We start from the raw sequence: 17,057 nt of genomic DNA on the forward strand, positions 1-17,057 counted from the left end.
ATTCTACACGAATCCGGCCATGAGCCCTTTTTGTATTCAGTTCGAGGTGTTGCACTTCATTTTACAATCCGTCTTATGCAAAATAAGCGAATCATACTAAGTTAATGAACAGAAAGGTGGATTCGGAATGTTGAGCGGTACAAACAGAATGCCGGGCGAGAACGGGAAAGACTATGCCTACCGAGTTATTCGGCAAAACATCATGAATCTGACACTGGAACCGGGAAAAGCAATCAGCGAGGTCGATCTGGCAGCGGCGCTTCAGCTTTCCCGTACGCCGGTACGCGAAGTCATGTCCAGACTGAAAGAAGAATATTTGGTCGACGTGATTCCTCAGGTCGGCACGTATATCTCCAAGATCGATCCCGGGCTGATTGACGAGGCCGTATTTATGCGCTTTTCTTTGGAGAAAGAAGTGCTGCTGCTGGCTTGCAACCGATTCTCGGCAGAAGATGTACGGCTGCTTCAACATAATGTCGAGAAGCAGGAAAGCCTACAGCAGCGTCAAGGTGCGGCTTTCCTGTTTCATGAACTGGATAACGAATTTCATAGCCTGTTATTCCGAGGGTGCGGCAAAGAGCATGTCTGGGATTCGATCACTCGTTTAAGCACGCATTATAACCGAATGAGACTGATGTTTGAAATCGAATACGATTTTACCCCAGCTATAGAGCAGCATCGAAACCTAATCAAGCTGATCACCGAACAGAGAGTAGATGACGTAGAATCAGCCGTACATCGTCATATCATCGAACCGATGAGTCGGTGGAAAGAATTGCAGGTCTAACCGTTTTTATTTCGGTTTCCGAGGGTGGTTTCTGTTAAAATTTTGCTCGAAGTCATTAATTCTGTGCAAGAAGAAATCCTGATCCGATGTCATCAGATTGATGAGGAGCTTCCCCCGCTTATTTGTATATGGCAAAAAGCGTATATGAGGTTAAAAAAAAGCTGTACGAGTTGGAGGAGCTTTGCAAAAACAAGGCTCTTTTAATCCTCAAAAGACTTATTAAAGATAGAAATCTTGCATCGTTCATACTGGCATGCTAGTATGCCAGTATGGAGACTTAACGCAGAAGGAGTGGATCGAAGTGGAGATGACGTTTCGTTGGTACGGCGAAGACGATCCCGTCAAGCTGGAGCATATTGCGCAGATTCCCGGGATGAAAGGGATCGTAAGCGCCATTTACGATATTCCGGTCGGCGAGGAATGGCCGGTAGAGAACATTCGCGCGCTCAAGCGGCGGGTAGAAGAAGTCGGACTACGGCTGTCGGTCATCGAGAGCGTTCCGGTGCATGAAGACATCAAGCTGGGTCTGCCGACGCGTGATCGCTATATTGAGAATTACGCCAATACGCTGCGCAACCTGGGCAAGGAAGGCATCCCGGTCGTCTGCTACAATTTTATGCCGGTATTCGATTGGACCCGTTCGGACCTCGAATTTGAACTGCCCGACGGGTCGACTACGTTGATCTACGAAGAAGAAACGATTCGTCGAATGGATCCCAAGCTTGGCGAATTGGCACTGCCCGGCTGGGATACCTCTTACGGAGAAGGCGGATTGGGGCATCTGCTGGAACAGTATGAACAGGTCGATGAAGAACGGTTGTGGGAGAACCTGGCCTATTTTATCGAACGCATTATTCCGGCTGCCGAAGAGAGTGGAGTCAAGATGGCTATTCATCCCGATGATCCGCCTTGGCCGATCTTAGGTCTGCCGCGAATCATCACGAATCGGACTAATCTGGAACGGTTTCTGAATCTGCACGAATCTCCTTATCATGGTCTGACGCTTTGTTCCGGTTCGCTGGGCTGCGATCCAAGAAACGATTTTGTCGAAATGGTGCGTTACTTCGGGGGAGTTCGTAATCGGGTACATTTTGCCCATTTGAGAAACGTCAAGATTACCGGCGACAAGTCGTTTCACGAATCGGGTCATTTGTCCGAGAACGGCTCGCTCGATTTCTATGAGATCGTCAAAGCCTATACCGATTACGGCTTCGACGGACCGTTTCGTTCCGACCATGGACGGATGATCTGGGGAGAGACCGGCCGAGCCGGTTACGGATTGTATGATCGTGCACTGGGAGCGGTCTATATCAACGGATTAACGGAAGCGGCAAGCAAAGCCAAAGCGCAGCAGGATTGAAGTCAGAACGAAATTCCGGCGGTGCAGAGTACAAAAGGATCCGACAAACGAACCGCTGGATGAACGAAGACATACGCCGAAGGGACGAAGCGTAAATGGGGAAGTTACCGTTTCATATTGACCTGAACGGAAAAGTGGCTGTAGTGACCGGAGGAACAGGAGTGCTGTGCTCCGGGTTTGTGGATGCACTGGCGGAATGCGGAGCAGCGGTTGCCGTACTGAGCCGGAATCTCGAAGAAGCGGAAGCCAAAGCGCGGGAGGTCGAAGCCAAAGGCGGCCGGGCGATCGGAGTAGCGGCCGATGTGCTCGACAAAACGGCACTCCAAGCGGCACACGCACGGATTCTGGACGAGCTGGGTCCCTGCGACATTCTGGTCAATGGAGCAGGCGGCAATCATCCGGGGGCGACCACAACGGAAGAATACTGGGAACCCGGCGGTCCGGCAGAACAAGGTGAAAAACACGTTAATTTTTTTGATCTCGAGACGGAAGGACTGCAGTTTGTACTCAATGTCAACTTCTTGGGGACGCTGCTCCCCTGTCAGGAATTTGCACCGGATATGGCAGGTAAAAAAGGCGCTGCAATCGTCAATATTTCTTCGATGAATGCCTATACCCCGCTGACCAAAATTCCGGCATACAGCGGAGCCAAAGCGGCGGTAAGCAATTTTACGCAGTGGCTGGCGGTACACTTTTCCAAAGCGGGAATCCGGGTCAACGCGATCGCCCCCGGTTTCTTCCTGACGGCGCAAAATGAAAAACTGCTCAAACAGGAAGATGGGACGCTGACGAATCGATCAGCCAAAATTCTGAACAGTACCCCGATGGGCCGGTTTGGCGAAGCGCATGAATTGGTCGGCACGCTGCTGTTTCTGGTCAGTGAAGAGGCGGCAAGTTTCGTCAATGGAGTTATTATCCCGGTAGACGGCGCTTTCTCGGCCTATTCGGGCGTTTGAAGCCGAGCAACATGCAATTCTACACTTAAGCGCTAGGAGAAGCGGAAGATACGAACGGAAATGAAACGAATTGTAAATAGCCGGCCCCCAAAACCGAAACCCTGTTCAGGGCTTTGGTTTTGGGGGCCTTTTTGCTGGGATATCGGAAATCCAATTTGGACCGCGCACGCTGCCGACTGCTTGCCAATCTTGACCTATCGGGTACTGTTGCGGTAAGCGCTGGGCGAGACCCCGGTTGTTTTTTTGAATGTGCGGGAAAAGTGGGCCGGATCCATGCCGACACGATCCGCGATCAGCGAGATCCCCATATCACTCGAAATAAGCAGCCGCCGAGCCAATTCGATACGCTTATGCTGAACATAATTCATAGGCGTGGTACCCATTTGTTTTTTGAAATAGGGGATAAAATAATTGGGATGAAGATGCACGACTTCCGCGAGATTATCGACTTCGAGCGGTTCGTCCAGCCGGGCGTCGATATATTCGAGCACCGCAGCCAGCTTGCCCCGTTCGCTCTCTTGGATAAACCGGTCCATAAACCCGTCTTCGCCGCTTTGTTCCAGACAATGGGCGAGCAGCTGAAGCAGGCAGGCTTTGACACGCAGGGCGGCAAACGGTCCCGGATGTTCGGACTGCTCGATCATTTCCCGGAATAGGGCTTCGATCGCCTGCGGATCGGCGGCATCGGCCAAGTGAAAAAAGGAGCCTGCCCGAAAAAGCGGCCATCCGCCGATTTTGGCATCAAAATGGCAGAAGTAACGCGAATACGGATTCTCCGGCGGAGTGAATCGGGTCTGAACCGCTCCGGCAGGCATAATGAACAGCTGGCCGGCACGCGGTTCGTAGCGAACCCCGTCCAGTGTAACCGCTCCTTCGCCTTCGGTCAGATAGTAAAGGCGATTGAACGACGGTTTCTCCTGCGGAGCATTCCAGCCGTAATAACCCGCCCGATAAAAAGCATGGGAGACATGCACCGTCAAATTTTCCAGCAGGCGGCCAATCGTATCGGTACGAAAATGGGATGCCGACTCGGGCTCAACCTTGCCGTTTTGTGAGTAAGAACGCATCCAATCCTCCTCTTTTCGTAAAGTTTCATTATCCGCAGTATACACCTTTTTAGCAAAAACACCTTAGTTTTGGACAAGAAGTTCTTAATCCTATTCATGTTCTTCGGCATGCGGCTGCGTTATTCTCAAAGAGATATGAAACTCGGAACCACAGCCGTGAAAGGTGGAGGGATAGATATGGAAACGAACAAAAAAGCAGCAGTGAGATTCGGTATTATCGGAATCGGCAATATGGGCAGTGCCCATGCGCACAGTCTGATCGAACGGATTGAAGGGGCCGTTCTGACCGCCGTATGCGATCTGCGGCAGGAAAGGCTGGATTGGGCGGCACAGGCACTGCCCGAGAGCGTTAAACGCTACTCGGAACCGAAAGAGCTGATGCGCTCGGGAGAGATCGACGCGGTGCTGATTGCGACGCCTCATTACGACCATCCGACTCTTGCCGTGGAAGCGTTTCAATACGGGCTGCACGTGCTGATCGAGAAGCCGGCCGGCGTGTATACCAAAGCGGTCCGTCAGATGAATGAAGCAGCAGCGAAAGCCTCGGAGTCGGGTCTGGTATTCGGGATCATGTACAATCAGCGGACCAATCCTCTCTACCGCAAACTGCGCGATCTGGTGCAGGCCGGAGAACTGGGCGAGATCCGCCGGACCAACTGGATCATTACCAACTGGTACCGTTCGCAGAGCTATTACGATTCCGGCGGCTGGCGGGCAACCTGGGAGGGCGAAGGCGGCGGCGTGCTGTTGAACCAGGATCCGCATCAGCTTGATTTGTGGCAGTGGACAACGGGGATGATGCCGCAGCGGGTCAGGGCTTTTTGCAGCTTTGGAAAAAAACGCAATATCGAAGTGGAAGACGACGTCACCGCTTATGTGGAATATGAGAATGGAGCTACCGGATTGTTCGTCACGACGGTCGGCGAAGCACCGGGCACGAACCGCTTCGAGATTTCGGGAGATAACGGCAAAATCGTAATCGAAGACGATAAACTCACGTTCTGGAGACTGCGGACGCCGGAACCGGAGTTCAATGCGACCTACAAAGGCGGGTTCGGAGAACCGGAATGCTGGAAATGCGAAGTGCCGGTCGAAAGCGGAGGAGGCGCTCAGCACGAAGGGATCCTGAATAATTTTACCCGCGCGATCCGGTTCGGAGAAAAGCTGATTGCCCCCGGCGAAGAAGGGATCCGCGGATTGACCTTGTCGAATGCCATGCATTTGTCGAGCTGGACAGACGGCTGGGTCGAACTTCCGATCGATGAAGAAGCATATTTGGCGAAATTGAACGAACGGATCGAACAGTCGACTTTCGTCAAGAAAACAGGTACGGAGGCGACGCTGAACGTATCGGGTACGCACGGGTAAGCAAAGTCGTTTGATAAAAGGCAGGAAGAGCCGAACACAAGGAGGCGGAAATTCGATGAAAAGATCGACGATTGCCGCGCAGATGTATACGTTTCGGGAACAGGCGCAGACGGAACAAGGACTGGCGGACACTTTTGGGAAGTTGAAAAACATAGGCTACGACGCGGTGCAGGTATCGGGGATTGGCCCGATCGACCCGCGCCGGGTGAAAGAACTCGCCCTGCAGCACGATCTGGCAATCTGCGCCACGCATATTCCGTACGACCGGCTGACCGGAGAACTTCGGGCGGTCGCGGAGCAGCATCGGCTGTGGGATTGCAAATACGTCGGGCTCGGCATGGTCCCGGACCGGTACCGCGGCAGCGCGGAAGGCTACCGGACGTTCGCGAAGGAAGCTTCGGAAATCGGGCAGCGGCTCAAACAAGAGTATGACCTGCAGTTCGTGTATCACAATCATCAGATCGAATTCGAACAATACGGCGGCAAAACCGCGATGGATATTCTGTTGGAAGAAAGCGATCCGGAAGCTTTCGGGTTCGAGCTGGACATGTACTGGGTACAGGCGGGCGGCGGCGATCCGGCGCAGTGGGCGCATAAGGTCAAAGGGCGGATGCAGGTGGTCCATCTTAAGGATATGCAGATCGTGGACGGACAAGGAGTTTTTGCGGAAGTGGGACACGGGAACATGAATTATCCGGCCATCATCGAAGCCTGCCGGGCGACCGGGGTGGAATGGTATGTCGTCGAGCAGGACGTCTGTCGGCGCGATCCGTTCGAAAGCGTGAAGATGAGTCTGGATTACCTGCATGAACTGCTGGAGCGGGAGAAAACGATGTAAGGACGAACAGGAACCGGAAAGGGCGGGACAAAACATGGAAAGAAAAGACGGAATGAACTATGCTCCCAAACACGAGGCGAAGCCGGTTGTCGGGCCGGGCGAATTCGTGTTTGCGGCCGCGGCGCTGGATCACGGACATATCAACGGAATGTGCAACGGGCTGATCGAGGCCGGCGGCACCTTGAAATGGGTATACGATCCGGATTCGCAAAAAACGGCGGCTTTTATCGAGTCTTTCCCCGGCGTGCGTGCGGCGGATTCGCTGGAGGATATTCTGGCCGATCCGGAGGTGAGGCTGGTCGCATCGGCTGCGATTCCGGCGAAGCGCGGACCGCTGGGCGTCCGGGTGATGGAAAGCGGCAAAGATTACTTTACGGACAAGGCTCCGTTTACGACGCTTACACAATTGGATGAAGCGGAAGCGTGCGCAGCCCGCACCGGGCGAAAGTATATGGTCTATTACAGCGAGCGGCTGCATGTCGAGAGTGCGGTCTATGCGGATCAGCTGATCCGTCAGGGAGCGATCGGCCGCGTCGTACAGGTGATGGGCACCGGCCCGCACCGGCTGAACGCCGCCGGGCGGCCGGACTGGTTCTTCCGCCGCGAAGATTACGGCGGCATCCTGTGCGATATCGGCAGCCACCAGATCGAGCAGTTCCTGCATTATGCAGGCTGCACGAGCGCCAAGGTGCTGCACAGCAAAGTCGGCAACTACAGCAATCCGGAATACCCCGAACTGGAAGATTACGGCGACGCGACGCTGGTCGGCGACAACGGAGCGACGCAGTATTTCCGCGTCGACTGGCTGACGCCCAAAGGGCTCGGTACCTGGGGCGACGGGCGGACGGTTATCCTGGGAACCGAAGGGTATATCGAGCTGCGCAAATATACGGATGTGGCCCGTTCGGATTCCGGAGATCATGTGTACTGGGTAGATGCGGAAGGGGAACATTACGAGCAGGTATCCGGCAGGGTAGGCTGTCCTTTCTTCGGACAGCTGATTCTGGACTGCCTGCATCGCACGGAGAACGCGATGACGCAGCAGCACGCGTTCACAGCGGCCAGGCTTTGTCTGGAAGCGCAGAACGCGGCAGTGAATACGACGCCGGACACGCTGCTTAAACCGGCTGCGGAAGGTGCGTGAGTCGGATGGAGAAAACGGGAGCGGCCATTGTGGGATGCGGAACGATCTTCGAGCAGCATGCACGGGTGCTGCTCGCGATGGAAGAGGCGGAGCTGCGGTTGGTGGTGGATAGCGAGCCTTCCAAAGCGCAGCGCGAAGCCGGGGTCTACGGCTGCGAATGGGAACAGGATTATCGGACGATTCTCGAGCGGGCGGATATCGAAGTCGTTCATCTGTGCACGCCGCATCATCTGCATGCCCGGATGGCGGAAGAACTGCTGGCGGCAGGCAAACATGTGCTGACCGAGAAACCGATCGCGCATACGCCGGAAGCGGCGGCTTCGCTGCGTACAGCGGCTGCGCGGAGCACGGCCCAACTGGGCGTCGTTTTCCAGAATCGGTACAACGAAAGTTCCAGAAAGATTCGCGAGACGATCGATTCGATGCGGCTGGGCCGTCTGCTGTGCCTGAAAGGCGCGGTGACCTGGGCCCGAACCCCCGACTATTACACGGAAAATCCGTGGCGCGGAAGATGGGAGACGGAAGGCGGAGGACTGCTGATCAATCAGACGATCCATACGCTCGATCTGCTGCAGTGGTTTGCCGGCGGCGAAATCGAGCGGATTGCGGGCAGTATCACCACCGATGCCTTGGGCGAGTATATCGAGGTCGAAGATACGGCCCATGCCTGTCTGGATTTCTCCAACGGTGTGCGGGCTTTGTTCTATGGGACAAACGCTTATCTGACAAACCGGCCCGTAGAGCTGGAGCTGATCTTCGAACAAGGCATTCTGCTGCAGCGGCAGGATCGGCTGTATCTGATGCAGGGCGGCGAGGAAACGGAATTGTGCCGTCCGACGCAGAGCGCTTCGGGTGCAAAGTCGTATTGGGGCGTCAGCCACGGACTCTTGATCCAGGACTTTTACCGGCATATTCGCGAAAACAAACCGTTCTGGCTGGATGCCGAAGAAAGCAGCCGGGCACTTGAGTTGGTCTACGGGATCTATGAAGCTTCAAGACAAGCGGCGGAATTATCGAGTTCTTCCCCCGTCCAGCCTTCTTGAAAAGAAAAAGCAAAGACTTTCGCAGAAGGGCTGCGGAAGTCTTTGCTTTTTGGCGTGCCGTTTCATAAGAGAAACATGAAAAGAAAAAGCTCCGATCGCACCGCTGCAGGGTGGATCGGAGCCGGGATTTCAAGCAGAGCCGTTGGTTAATCGCGTGGATCGTCCTGCGCGGCTTGGGTAGGCTTCGCGGGCATCGGACCGCTCATCGGCAGAGACTCGCCGATATCGAGCGTACCGTCCCCGCGATCGTTGTTTTTCGGACGCCGGGAGACAAGGACAACCAGGTCGACCAACAGAACCGGAAGCGAGACGGAAGCCGGGTAGGCCAGGTAGCGGGACTGCCATTCCGGGAAAAATTTCTCCTTGTAGCGGCGCAGTCCTTCGAACCCGTAGAAATGACCGCCGTAGCGGAAAACGAGATTGGCGAATTTCTCCTCGCGCAGCGAGCTGCGGCTTTTGCCTACGCTCGACAGCGGAGCCATCCCGAGATTGAACGTCTTGTAGCCTTGTTCTTTGGACCACTCGATCAATCGTGCAAACAGGAGATCCATGGTGCCGTTAGGCGTGTCGGGCAGATGGCGCATCAGATCCACCGAGATCGTTCGGCCGCCGTCGTAAGCCGGTGCCAGCGTCGCAAAAGCGACAATGCGCCCTTCCGGATCTCTCAGCAGGGCAAGCGGCGAACGCTGCAGATACGGCTCGCTGAACCAGCCGAGGGAGAAGCCTTTTTCTTTGCGGTCTCCCAGCCAGATATCGGATATGCGCCGCAGCTCTTCGAGCATCTGAGGGTCATAAGGAGCCGCTTCTACCGAGAAGGTGTAGCCGTCCCGCTCGAATCGGTTTTTGGCCGTGCGGAACGCCGTCATCTTTTTGCCCGAGAAGGTGAAGGTCTCAAGATTGATAAGCGCTTCTTCCCCGAGCTTGAAAAAGCGGTAGCCTTTCTCGTGGTAGATCGACAGATAATCCGGCGAAGCCTGGTAGAACACAATAGACAACGCATACCGGTCGCCGAATACCTGGAACTCTTCGATCGCGTCGCCGACGCGTTTCTTCGGCCCCAGCGGGTCGCCCAACACGACAAGTTTGTCGCGCGAACGGGCATAAGGGATCAGAACTTGGCCGTCCTGCGCCCAGTAGAACTGCTTGTCGCCGAGGTAGAGCATATGCGAGAGCAGATTGCCTTCCTGATGCTGCAGGAACTCATCCAGCCGGCTCAGCTCTTCGCCGCACGGAAGCGCGGCATCCTGCCGCTTGGGACGCAGCAGAACCAGAATCGAGAACAGAATCCATGCGCCTACGATTCCGCTTGCGGCAACCGCTCCGTATTCGTTCGGCTGCATGATCCATCCGGTCTGGAATTCGGGCGGAAGATGATGCAGGAAGCGCGGACGGGACGAAGTGCCGATCAGATAATACAGTCCCGCGAGCAGCAGGGTGAACAGGAACCAGAGTCCGATTCTTTTGCGTGAAAGCGTTGCTCCGGAACGGTAGAAGCGCGCACGCGATACCCAGAGAAGCAGCGCGACGACCAGCAGGAAGATCGCTTCTTCATAATCGAAAGCTTTGATAAAAGTGAAAATCGCGCCCGCTACCAGCAGCAGCGAGGTCAGGCGGTGCGCCCGGCGCAGCCTCAGGGAAATGCCGCTGGACAAAATAATGAGCATAAATCCGATCACGACCGAAATTTGCTGCGACAGCTTCAGCAGCGGAGTAGATAGAAAACGCGACATAAAATGCAAACGCTCGAACAATCCGGGCGTCGCCGCCGACAGCAGCAGGATCAGGCCGCAGGCAAGCACCAGCTTGCCCAATGCCCAGATTCCCATATCGCTCAGGAAGCCGAACTGGCCCGGCCAATTCCATAAGCGCTGCCAATATGCCGCCAAGCCGTCATTTTCGCCGGGTACCTGGCCGCGGTCGGCTTCTTCGATCTTGGCGGATACGGCGGCCGAAGCTTCGGCTTCGGGTTCGCCGGCGGCCGTTTCCTGCCGGATCGCTTTGCGGCGTCCCGGAAGAAGTTCGAATGCCGTCATGACGAGGGCAATCAGCCAAGGAATAATGAAGTAAAAGACGCGGAACAGCACGATGGTTGCCAATGCCGTCTCCGGCTTGACGCCCGACAGCTGCAGTCCCAAGAGGGCTGTGATGTCGAAAGCTCCGATACCGCCCGGTGCAAAACTGACGATACCGGCGATCGCTGCCACGCTGTAGATCCCCAGCGCCTGAGCAAGCGAAATATGATGCAGGAAATTCGAGCAGATCAACCAGAAGGTAAGACCGGCAAAAAACCATTCCAGTACGGAGGCGAGTACCGAGCTTACAATAATGCTCCATGGCAGGCGCGAGCCCTGTCCTTCCTTGTGGAACCACTTGGCGAACAGTTTGGAACGCTGCATGATGAGGAAAATCGGCAGGTAAAGCGCCATTCCCCACACGGCATAGACCAACCAGCCGTGCTGGCTCAGCATCTGCTGGATCGGCATCAGACCGACGATCCCCGCCCAGGCCAGCACGGACAAGCCGGTGACCAGCGTCGGCGACAGAAACACGATCGCCGGCGTGATCTGCGCCATCGTGACGCCGCTGCCCCGGTACAGCAGGGCGCGTACACCCGCTCCCGTGAATCCGGCGAAGCCGAGGAAGTTATTGAACGTATTGGATATCCATCCATAGCGGAAAGCGGCCCACTTGGTTACGTTCAAACGAAAATGCCGGCAGATCAGAAAGTCGTATGTGCTCATGACCGAAACGGCGACCAGCGAGAGACCGAGAATTTGAACGATGGCTTCCGTCGGCATCGATCGGATATCGAACAGGATGCGCGAGAAATTCAGTTTGCGCAGTTCGCCTTCGCTCTGGAAATAGACGAAAGCGATCACGGCAACCGGAATCAGCAGCCGGACGATTTTCATTCGGTAAAGAAAAGCGAACAGCCGCAGAATCTGCAGACGTTCCAAAACAACTTTCGTACGTTTCATGAAGTCACCTACAATTTAGAAAGAGTTAAGTTCATATTCATATTAGAAGGAATCAAGCTCATACAATTTTTCCCAACGGTATACGCCCAATAAATCTTAACATAAAACCCCCATTCCCGAACCGAACATCTTTGTAACTTTTTCGCGGTCGTTTTATGCAGGGAAAGTGGCGCTCATCGGCTCTTCACTGCGTTCCTACCTTATATCGACGATTGCAAGGCGAATGTTCACTGCGTTTTTACCCGATCCGTTCTACATATACGCGCAAAGGTCTGGGGGGTTCCCCGCCTCAGGTCCAGGTTCAAAAACCGCCTGTGGTCCGTTTTGTTAAAGGGTTCGGACGTCTAGAATAAAGGCATAAGGAAATTGATTCACGAGAGGCGGTGAAAAGTTAATGAGAAGCATGAAACTTAATATCCCGGCTATCGTACTTTTGGTACTGGGAGCGCTGATTCTGTTCGGAAAGTTGGGAGGTTTCGTCGAGTTCCTGTTCGCAGCCGCGATCTTCGCGCTCGGATACTACGGAGTCAAGACGGGCAAAACCTTTCTGGGCTGGCTGCTGCTGATTGTCGGAGGATGCATGCTGCTGGCAAAGCTGTCCTGGCTGATCGGACCTCTGCTCGGGATCGCCCTGATCGCGGCAGGTATCGTCTGGATCGCAGGTAAACGTTCGAACAGCCGCAGCGGCTTCGGAGGCTAATGCCCCGGCCGCTCGGAAGTTCCCGGAAAAGACTGGAAGAACCGAAATCACGCGGAGGAGGGAAAACAGCCGAATGAGCATGTTCAAACGAATGAGAGACATTACATTGGCCACTCTTAACGATAAGCTTGAAGAAAGTCAGGATCCGGTACGGATCATCGATCAATTCCTGGTCGAGACGCGGCAGGAACTCGGCGAGGTGCAGCGTCTGCATGATCAGTGCGCACACCACAGCAAACAGCTTCGGCAGCAGGTCGACCATGCGAAGTCGATGCGCGAAAAGCGCGAAGAACAAGCGATGCTGGCCCTCAAAGCCGAAGAAGAAACGATCGCCAAACTGGCGCTGCAGGAAAAGATGCTGTACGAGGAAAAAGAACGTCAGTATCTCGAACTGTGGGACCAAAGTCAGGAGACGCTCAACGAACTCGGCGAGCAGCTGAATGTCCTTCGAAACGAATACCAGACCGTATACAACAAACGTCAGTACTATTATGCACGGATGGAGACGCTGCGTCTGCAGCAGCGGCTTAACCGCCGGGGCGGCGGATACGGCTCGGACGTACCGAAGATGTTCGACCGCCTGGACGACCAGATGTCTTCGATCGAATACGAAACCTACAGCCTGCGGGATATCCGCAAGCTGGGACAAGAAGCCTCCCGTCAAATCGGCGAAGTGGGCAGCCTTCTCGAAGAAGAGATGGCCCGCTTGAAAGAAAAACTGAAACGAGACGAAGGAAAGGAGTAAGCGAGGATGAATAGACTGTACCGCTCGACTCAGGACCGAATGCTTACCGGACTCTGCGGCGGACTTGCGCAAGAATTCGGCGTCAATCCCACGCTGCTCCGCATTCTGTTCCTGGCAGCCATTCCGCTGACCAGCGGAGCGATGCTGCCGATCTACTTCATCGCTTCGCTCGTGATTCCGAAAGCTCCGCCCTCATACTATCCGTATGGTCCCGACGCTTACGGCCGCGATCCTTACGCCGGAGATGCGTATGGCCAAGGCCCTTACCGCGGCGAACGCGAAGCACACGGTACCCGTTTCCCGGGACCCCAAGATCCGCGTGCACCGAGACCTCTTGGCCCGGAACGCGAGTTCGAACGTCCGTTTCCGCCAAGCCGGCCGCAAATGCAGCGCGCCGAGCTGAAGAAACGGGATGTACCGGAATCCGGAATCGATGCGATGATGGAAGATATCGAGAAGAAGGCACTCAAGAAAGAACTGGAAGAACTCAAACACAAGCTGTCCAAATACGAGAACGACAATTCGAAAGGGGATTTATAAAATGGGAGTATTCAAAAGACTGCGCGATATGACGAAGGCATCGGTAAACGAAATGTTGGACAAGGTAGAAGACCCGATCGTGATGCTTAACCAGTACCTGCGTGACATGGAAGAAGAAATTCATCAAGCCGAAGTGACCGTAGCCAAACAAATGGCCAACGAGCGCCGTATGAAACAGCGCCTCGAAGAAGCGTACCGGATGTCCGGCCAGCGCGAGTCGCAGGCGGAAGCGGCATTGAAGAACGGCCAGGAAGAAGCGGCCCGCAAACTGCTGGAAGAAAAGATCTACTTCGATCAAAGAATTACGGAGTATCAGGATCTGCACGCCCAAGCGGAAGTTCAGGTATCCGATCTGATGCGCCAGCTGCACGAAATGAAAGACGAGTTCTACCAAATGCGCAACAAGCGCAATGAACTGGTTGCCCGTGCACAAATGGCAAAAGCCAAAAAGCAGATGGCTCAGGTCAACCCGGTCTACGCGATCGACAAAGGCACTTCTTCGTCGGGCTTCCGCCGGATGGAAGAGAAGATCATGCAGATGGAAGCCGAAGCCGATGTGCTCCGCACGCCTTACGGCAGCTCGAGCCGTCCGTCCGCGTACTTTAGCCCGGTCGATGCGCAGAAGCAGCTTCAAGTCGACGAGCAGCTGAGCGCACTCAAGAACAAGCTTAACGGCGGTCAAAGTTCGCCAGCCCTTACCAAAGGCGACGAGCAGTAAGAACGATAAAGCCACACACCCGGCTGGAACTGTGATATAGTAGGAACGGATTTGCAGGCGGGGACACAGATTCGATCTCCGCAGCGGACAGGTTGCACGAATCACGGACCGTACGATACGGCTTCCGGCTCAAATAGTCAAATCAAAGGCGAAGCCATACGGTCTATACCGTTATGGCTTTTGCTACGCTTGGAAGAAGAAACGTCAGCCTATCAAAAGAGAGCACGGCAGGAGGAGGAGCGGCATGAAAACTCAAAAACGCACATGGGCGATCGTTCTGATCGCCGCCGGCATGCTGATGCTGCTCGGCAGATGGATCAGCCCGCTGTCGCTGGTCGCTCTCCTCGTGCTGTGTTACGGCATTTACACCCTGAGAGCGGGGCGGGTTTCGTTTGGGTACAAGGCTCTGGCGATCGGAATGGGACTGCTGCTGCTTGACCATATCGTGATGCTGCTCGGAGGCCTGCTTCTCTCGGTGGGCATCTTCTACGCCAGAGCGCGCGAACTGCACGAAGGCCGTCCCTACGGGCGCCGCCTCGAGATTGCTTCGCAGCTTCACCGCGAACACGAAGCTTGGGTACCGGAACCGGTCAGCCTCTGGCATCTGGTGGGCGACGTGAACTGCGACTTCTCGCTGGCTCTGCCGACGGAACCGGATACGGTGATCCATCTGCAGGGAGTCATCGGAGATGCGGATCTCACCTTTCCGGAAGAGTACGGTCTGGAACTCGATGTGTTTCTCGGCTACGGCAAAGTCAGTTTCGACGGAAAAGGCCACAGCGGGATGCTGAATAAGTTTGTCTGGCGTTCTCCGGGATACGAGCTCAGCGAGCAAAAAGTCAGGGTCGTCCTGGCTTATGCGGCGGGCGACGTGACGATCCGGATGAACTGACAAACCGTGTGGGAAAACCGTTTGAACAGAGCAGGCGTAACAGAAACGGAAGGCGGTGAAGAAGCCGGGTGAACGGAGCGCGGAAGTTGAGGAAATCGAATACGATCGTTCGGGGAATGGGATCGGGCATGCTGCTGGCTTTTATTGTGCTGCTGGCGGCCCTCTATGTGCTCTACTCCTACAAGCTGCTGGACGTTCCGGATACCTGGCCGCTCAAGATCCGTGCCGGATTGACGCTGCTTGCCGTCTGTGTGTCCGTAGGAGCCCTGTACGGATTGTATCGATCGATTCAGATCAAGATTCAATACGACCGTCTTCAGGACACGCTATTGCATTGGGAAAAAGGCAATCCGGCGCGTCCTGTCGGTCCGCTCGGCGGCGAAATGGAAGTGCTGGCCGGTCAGTTGGAACGCATCGGCAAAAAGTGGGAAGACCAGGTCAGCTCGCTGCAGCGCCTGTCGACCCACAATGCGCAGCTGGCCGAACAGGCCCGCGTATCGGCGATTGTCGAAGAACGGCAGCGCCTTGCCCGCGAGCTGCACGATGCGGTCTCTCAGCAGCTGTTTGCGATCTCGATGACGGCGACCGCGGTCGGCCGGACTTTTGAAAAAGATCTGTCCAGAGCCAGGCGCCAGGTGGAGCTGATCGAGGAAATGGCTTCCGTCGCCCAGTCCGAGATGCGGGCGCTGCTGCTGCACCTGCGTCCGGTCTATCTCGAAGGCAAGCCGCTGTACCAGGGACTCAGCGAGCTGGTGCGCGAGATCCAGGCCAAAGCGCAGATGGAGATCAAGCTGGAGATGGATGCCGGACTGGAACTGGTCAAAGGAATCGAAAACCATCTGTTTCGCATCGTGCAGGAAGCGCTCTCGAATACGCTTCGTCACGCCAAAGCGGACAAGATGGAGATCATGATCGTGCGCCGGAGCGATGCGCTGCGCATGTCACTCAAAGATAACGGGGTCGGCTTTGAACTGGACGACAAAAAGCAGGCGTCTTACGGGCTGTCCCTGATGCAGGAACGGGTCAGCGAGATCGGCGGTTCGATCCGCTATATTACCGCGCCGGGAAAAGGAACGCGGATCGAGCTGACCGTGCCGCTGGTAAACGGGGGACAGAGAGGGAGCGAGGAATAGCGATGGAGACGGAACAACTCATTAGCGTACTGCTCGTCGACGATCACGAGATGGTACGGATCGGTCTGGCCGCCGTGCTTGATACGGAAGACGGCATCGAAGTCGTCGGCGAGGCAAGCGGCGGAGAAGAAGGCGTACGTCTGGCGCAGCAGTACAAGCCCGACGTGGTTCTGATGGATTTGGTGATGGACGGCATGGACGGGATCGAAGCCACGCGCGAGGTACTCAAGATTTGTCCCGACTGCAAAGTGATCGTGCTGACCAGTTATCTGGACGACGAGAAAATGTATCCGGTGATCGAAGCCGGCGCGTTCAGCTACCTGCTCAAAACGTCCAGAGCCAACGAAGTCGCCGATGCGATCCGTGCAGCGGTGCGCGGACAATCGATTCTCGAATCGCAGGTCGCCGCCAAAATGATGGATCGCTTCCGCACTCCGGCGCCCGCCCGCGCGCCGCACGAAGATTTGACGGACCGGGAGATGGAAGTGCTTCGTCTGCTGGCCAAAGGCAGATCGAACCAGGAGATTGCGGACGAGCTGATTATCGGAATCAAAACGGTCAAGTTTCACGTGACCAACCTGCTGGCCAAACTGGATGTCGACGATCGGACGCAGGCTGCTATTTACGCTTACAAAAACGGACTGGCCGAGTAGGGGTCAGCTGTACGGAAACTTTCCGTGCAGCCGCCTCGTCGGACGGTTCTTTTTTTGCGACGAATTGTCAATCCAAGTGCAACAGTTCGTCCTGAAACGATTCGTGCGTCGACTTCCAGCCTAAACATTTACGAG

Annotated in this window: 16 protein-coding genes; 14 read left to right on the forward strand and 2 right to left on the reverse strand. The window is 55.4% G+C overall.

Annotated features, from left to right (window positions below; genetic code table 11):
• Positions 1-127: 127 nt before the first annotated feature.
• The 3 genes from HRQ60_RS22315 to HRQ60_RS22325 all read left to right on the forward strand — a co-directional run bounded on the left by HRQ60_RS22315 (position 128) and on the right by HRQ60_RS22325 (position 3,103).
• On the forward strand, positions 128-787 hold the full coding sequence (locus HRQ60_RS22315) for a GntR family transcriptional regulator (protein WP_172200539.1): 660 nt from the start codon (positions 128-130) through the stop codon (positions 785-787).
• A 301-nt stretch (positions 788-1,088) separates the two neighbouring features.
• The gene (gene uxuA / locus HRQ60_RS22320) at positions 1,089-2,147 is read left to right on the forward strand and encodes a mannonate dehydratase (RefSeq protein ID WP_172200542.1); all 1,059 of its coding nucleotides are present in this window, start codon (positions 1,089-1,091) and stop codon (positions 2,145-2,147) included.
• Positions 2,148-2,242: 95 nt separating this feature from the next.
• Positions 2,243-3,103 (forward strand): SDR family oxidoreductase, encoded by an 861-nt coding sequence (locus tag HRQ60_RS22325; protein ID WP_172200545.1) that lies wholly within the window; start codon positions 2,243-2,245, stop codon positions 3,101-3,103.
• 194 nt (positions 3,104-3,297) lie between these two features.
• Here the strand turns inward: HRQ60_RS22325 and HRQ60_RS22330 are convergent, their stop codons facing one another.
• On the reverse strand, positions 3,298-4,170 hold the full coding sequence (locus tag HRQ60_RS22330) for an AraC family transcriptional regulator (RefSeq protein WP_172200548.1): 873 nt from the start codon (positions 4,168-4,170) through the stop codon (positions 3,298-3,300).
• A 177-nt stretch (positions 4,171-4,347) separates the two neighbouring features.
• Here HRQ60_RS22330 and HRQ60_RS22335 point away from each other — a divergent pair, with 177 nt between their 5' ends.
• The 4 genes from HRQ60_RS22335 to HRQ60_RS22350 are packed head-to-tail and all read left to right on the forward strand — an operon-like array spanning position 4,348 to position 8,563.
• Entirely contained in the window at positions 4,348-5,538 is a 1,191-nt protein-coding gene (locus HRQ60_RS22335) for a Gfo/Idh/MocA family protein (RefSeq protein WP_172200551.1), read from the forward strand.
• Positions 5,539-5,593: 55 nt separating this feature from the next.
• A complete protein-coding gene (locus HRQ60_RS22340; protein ID WP_172200554.1) occupies positions 5,594-6,376 on the forward strand; it encodes a sugar phosphate isomerase/epimerase family protein in 783 nt (260 codons plus the stop codon).
• Positions 6,377-6,410: 34 nt separating this feature from the next.
• Positions 6,411-7,520, forward strand: a complete 1,110-nt coding sequence (locus HRQ60_RS22345) for a Gfo/Idh/MocA family protein (protein ID WP_172200556.1) — start codon at positions 6,411-6,413, stop codon at positions 7,518-7,520.
• A gap of 5 nt (positions 7,521-7,525) precedes the next feature.
• Entirely contained in the window at positions 7,526-8,563 is a 1,038-nt protein-coding gene (locus HRQ60_RS22350; protein WP_172200558.1) for a Gfo/Idh/MocA family protein, read from the forward strand.
• A gap of 146 nt (positions 8,564-8,709) precedes the next feature.
• On the opposite strand, the gene mprF is transcribed toward HRQ60_RS22350, so the two are convergent.
• Positions 8,710-11,541 (reverse strand): bifunctional lysylphosphatidylglycerol flippase/synthetase MprF, encoded by a 2,832-nt coding sequence (gene mprF, locus HRQ60_RS22355; RefSeq protein ID WP_172200560.1) that lies wholly within the window; start codon positions 11,539-11,541, stop codon positions 8,710-8,712.
• A 394-nt stretch (positions 11,542-11,935) separates the two neighbouring features.
• On the opposite strand from mprF, the gene HRQ60_RS22360 reads away from it, so the two are divergent.
• The 7 genes from HRQ60_RS22360 (at position 11,936) to HRQ60_RS22390 (ending at position 16,922) form a co-directional block, all read left to right on the forward strand.
• A complete protein-coding gene (locus HRQ60_RS22360; RefSeq protein ID WP_172200562.1) occupies positions 11,936-12,241 on the forward strand; it encodes a hypothetical protein in 306 nt (101 codons plus the stop codon).
• 73 nt (positions 12,242-12,314) lie between these two features.
• Positions 12,315-12,986 (forward strand): PspA/IM30 family protein, encoded by a 672-nt coding sequence (locus HRQ60_RS22365; protein ID WP_172200564.1) that lies wholly within the window; start codon positions 12,315-12,317, stop codon positions 12,984-12,986.
• Positions 12,987-12,992: 6 nt separating this feature from the next.
• Positions 12,993-13,526, forward strand: coding sequence for a PspC domain-containing protein (locus HRQ60_RS22370; RefSeq protein ID WP_172200566.1), 534 nt, complete (start codon positions 12,993-12,995; stop codon positions 13,524-13,526).
• Position 13,527: 1 nt separating this feature from the next.
• On the forward strand, positions 13,528-14,244 hold the full coding sequence (locus tag HRQ60_RS22375) for a PspA/IM30 family protein (RefSeq protein ID WP_172200568.1): 717 nt from the start codon (positions 13,528-13,530) through the stop codon (positions 14,242-14,244).
• Between the two features lie 244 nt (positions 14,245-14,488).
• Complete coding sequence (gene liaF, locus HRQ60_RS22380; protein WP_172200571.1) at positions 14,489-15,136, forward strand: cell wall-active antibiotics response protein LiaF; 648 nt, start codon at positions 14,489-14,491, stop codon at positions 15,134-15,136.
• A gap of 116 nt (positions 15,137-15,252) precedes the next feature.
• Positions 15,253-16,269, forward strand: a complete 1,017-nt coding sequence (locus tag HRQ60_RS22385; protein ID WP_172200577.1) for a sensor histidine kinase — start codon at positions 15,253-15,255, stop codon at positions 16,267-16,269.
• A gap of 2 nt (positions 16,270-16,271) precedes the next feature.
• Complete coding sequence (locus HRQ60_RS22390) at positions 16,272-16,922, forward strand: response regulator (protein WP_172200574.1); 651 nt, start codon at positions 16,272-16,274, stop codon at positions 16,920-16,922.
• Positions 16,923-17,057 lie beyond the last annotated feature (135 nt).

This window comes from Saccharibacillus qingshengii, assembly GCF_013185195.1.
GTDB lineage: Bacteria > Bacillota > Bacilli > Paenibacillales > Paenibacillaceae > Saccharibacillus > Saccharibacillus qingshengii.

Bases quoted from the DNA above. Each gene is read 5' to 3' on its own strand.
- HRQ60_RS22315 (WP_172200539.1), top strand. From the start codon at position 128: ATGTTGAGCGGTACAAACAGAATGCCGGGCGAGAACGGGAAAGACTAT.
- HRQ60_RS22325 (WP_172200545.1), top strand. From the start codon at position 2,243: ATGGGGAAGTTACCGTTTCATATTGACCTGAACGGAAAAGTGGCTGTA.
- HRQ60_RS22330 (WP_172200548.1), bottom strand. From the start codon at position 4,170: ATGCGTTCTTACTCACAAAACGGCAAGGTTGAGCCCGAGTCGGCATCC.
- HRQ60_RS22335 (WP_172200551.1), top strand. From the start codon at position 4,348: ATGGAAACGAACAAAAAAGCAGCAGTGAGATTCGGTATTATCGGAATC.
- HRQ60_RS22340 (WP_172200554.1), top strand. From the start codon at position 5,594: ATGAAAAGATCGACGATTGCCGCGCAGATGTATACGTTTCGGGAACAG.
- HRQ60_RS22345 (WP_172200556.1), top strand. From the start codon at position 6,411: ATGGAAAGAAAAGACGGAATGAACTATGCTCCCAAACACGAGGCGAAG.
- HRQ60_RS22350 (WP_172200558.1), top strand. From the start codon at position 7,526: ATGGAGAAAACGGGAGCGGCCATTGTGGGATGCGGAACGATCTTCGAG.
- mprF (WP_172200560.1), bottom strand. From the start codon at position 11,541: ATGAAACGTACGAAAGTTGTTTTGGAACGTCTGCAGATTCTGCGGCTG.
- HRQ60_RS22360 (WP_172200562.1), top strand. From the start codon at position 11,936: ATGAGAAGCATGAAACTTAATATCCCGGCTATCGTACTTTTGGTACTG.
- HRQ60_RS22365 (WP_172200564.1), top strand. From the start codon at position 12,315: ATGAGCATGTTCAAACGAATGAGAGACATTACATTGGCCACTCTTAAC.
- HRQ60_RS22370 (WP_172200566.1), top strand. From the start codon at position 12,993: ATGAATAGACTGTACCGCTCGACTCAGGACCGAATGCTTACCGGACTC.
- HRQ60_RS22375 (WP_172200568.1), top strand. From the start codon at position 13,528: ATGGGAGTATTCAAAAGACTGCGCGATATGACGAAGGCATCGGTAAAC.
- liaF (WP_172200571.1), top strand. From the start codon at position 14,489: ATGAAAACTCAAAAACGCACATGGGCGATCGTTCTGATCGCCGCCGGC.
- HRQ60_RS22385 (WP_172200577.1), top strand. From the start codon at position 15,253: ATGGGATCGGGCATGCTGCTGGCTTTTATTGTGCTGCTGGCGGCCCTC.
- HRQ60_RS22390 (WP_172200574.1), top strand. From the start codon at position 16,272: ATGGAGACGGAACAACTCATTAGCGTACTGCTCGTCGACGATCACGAG.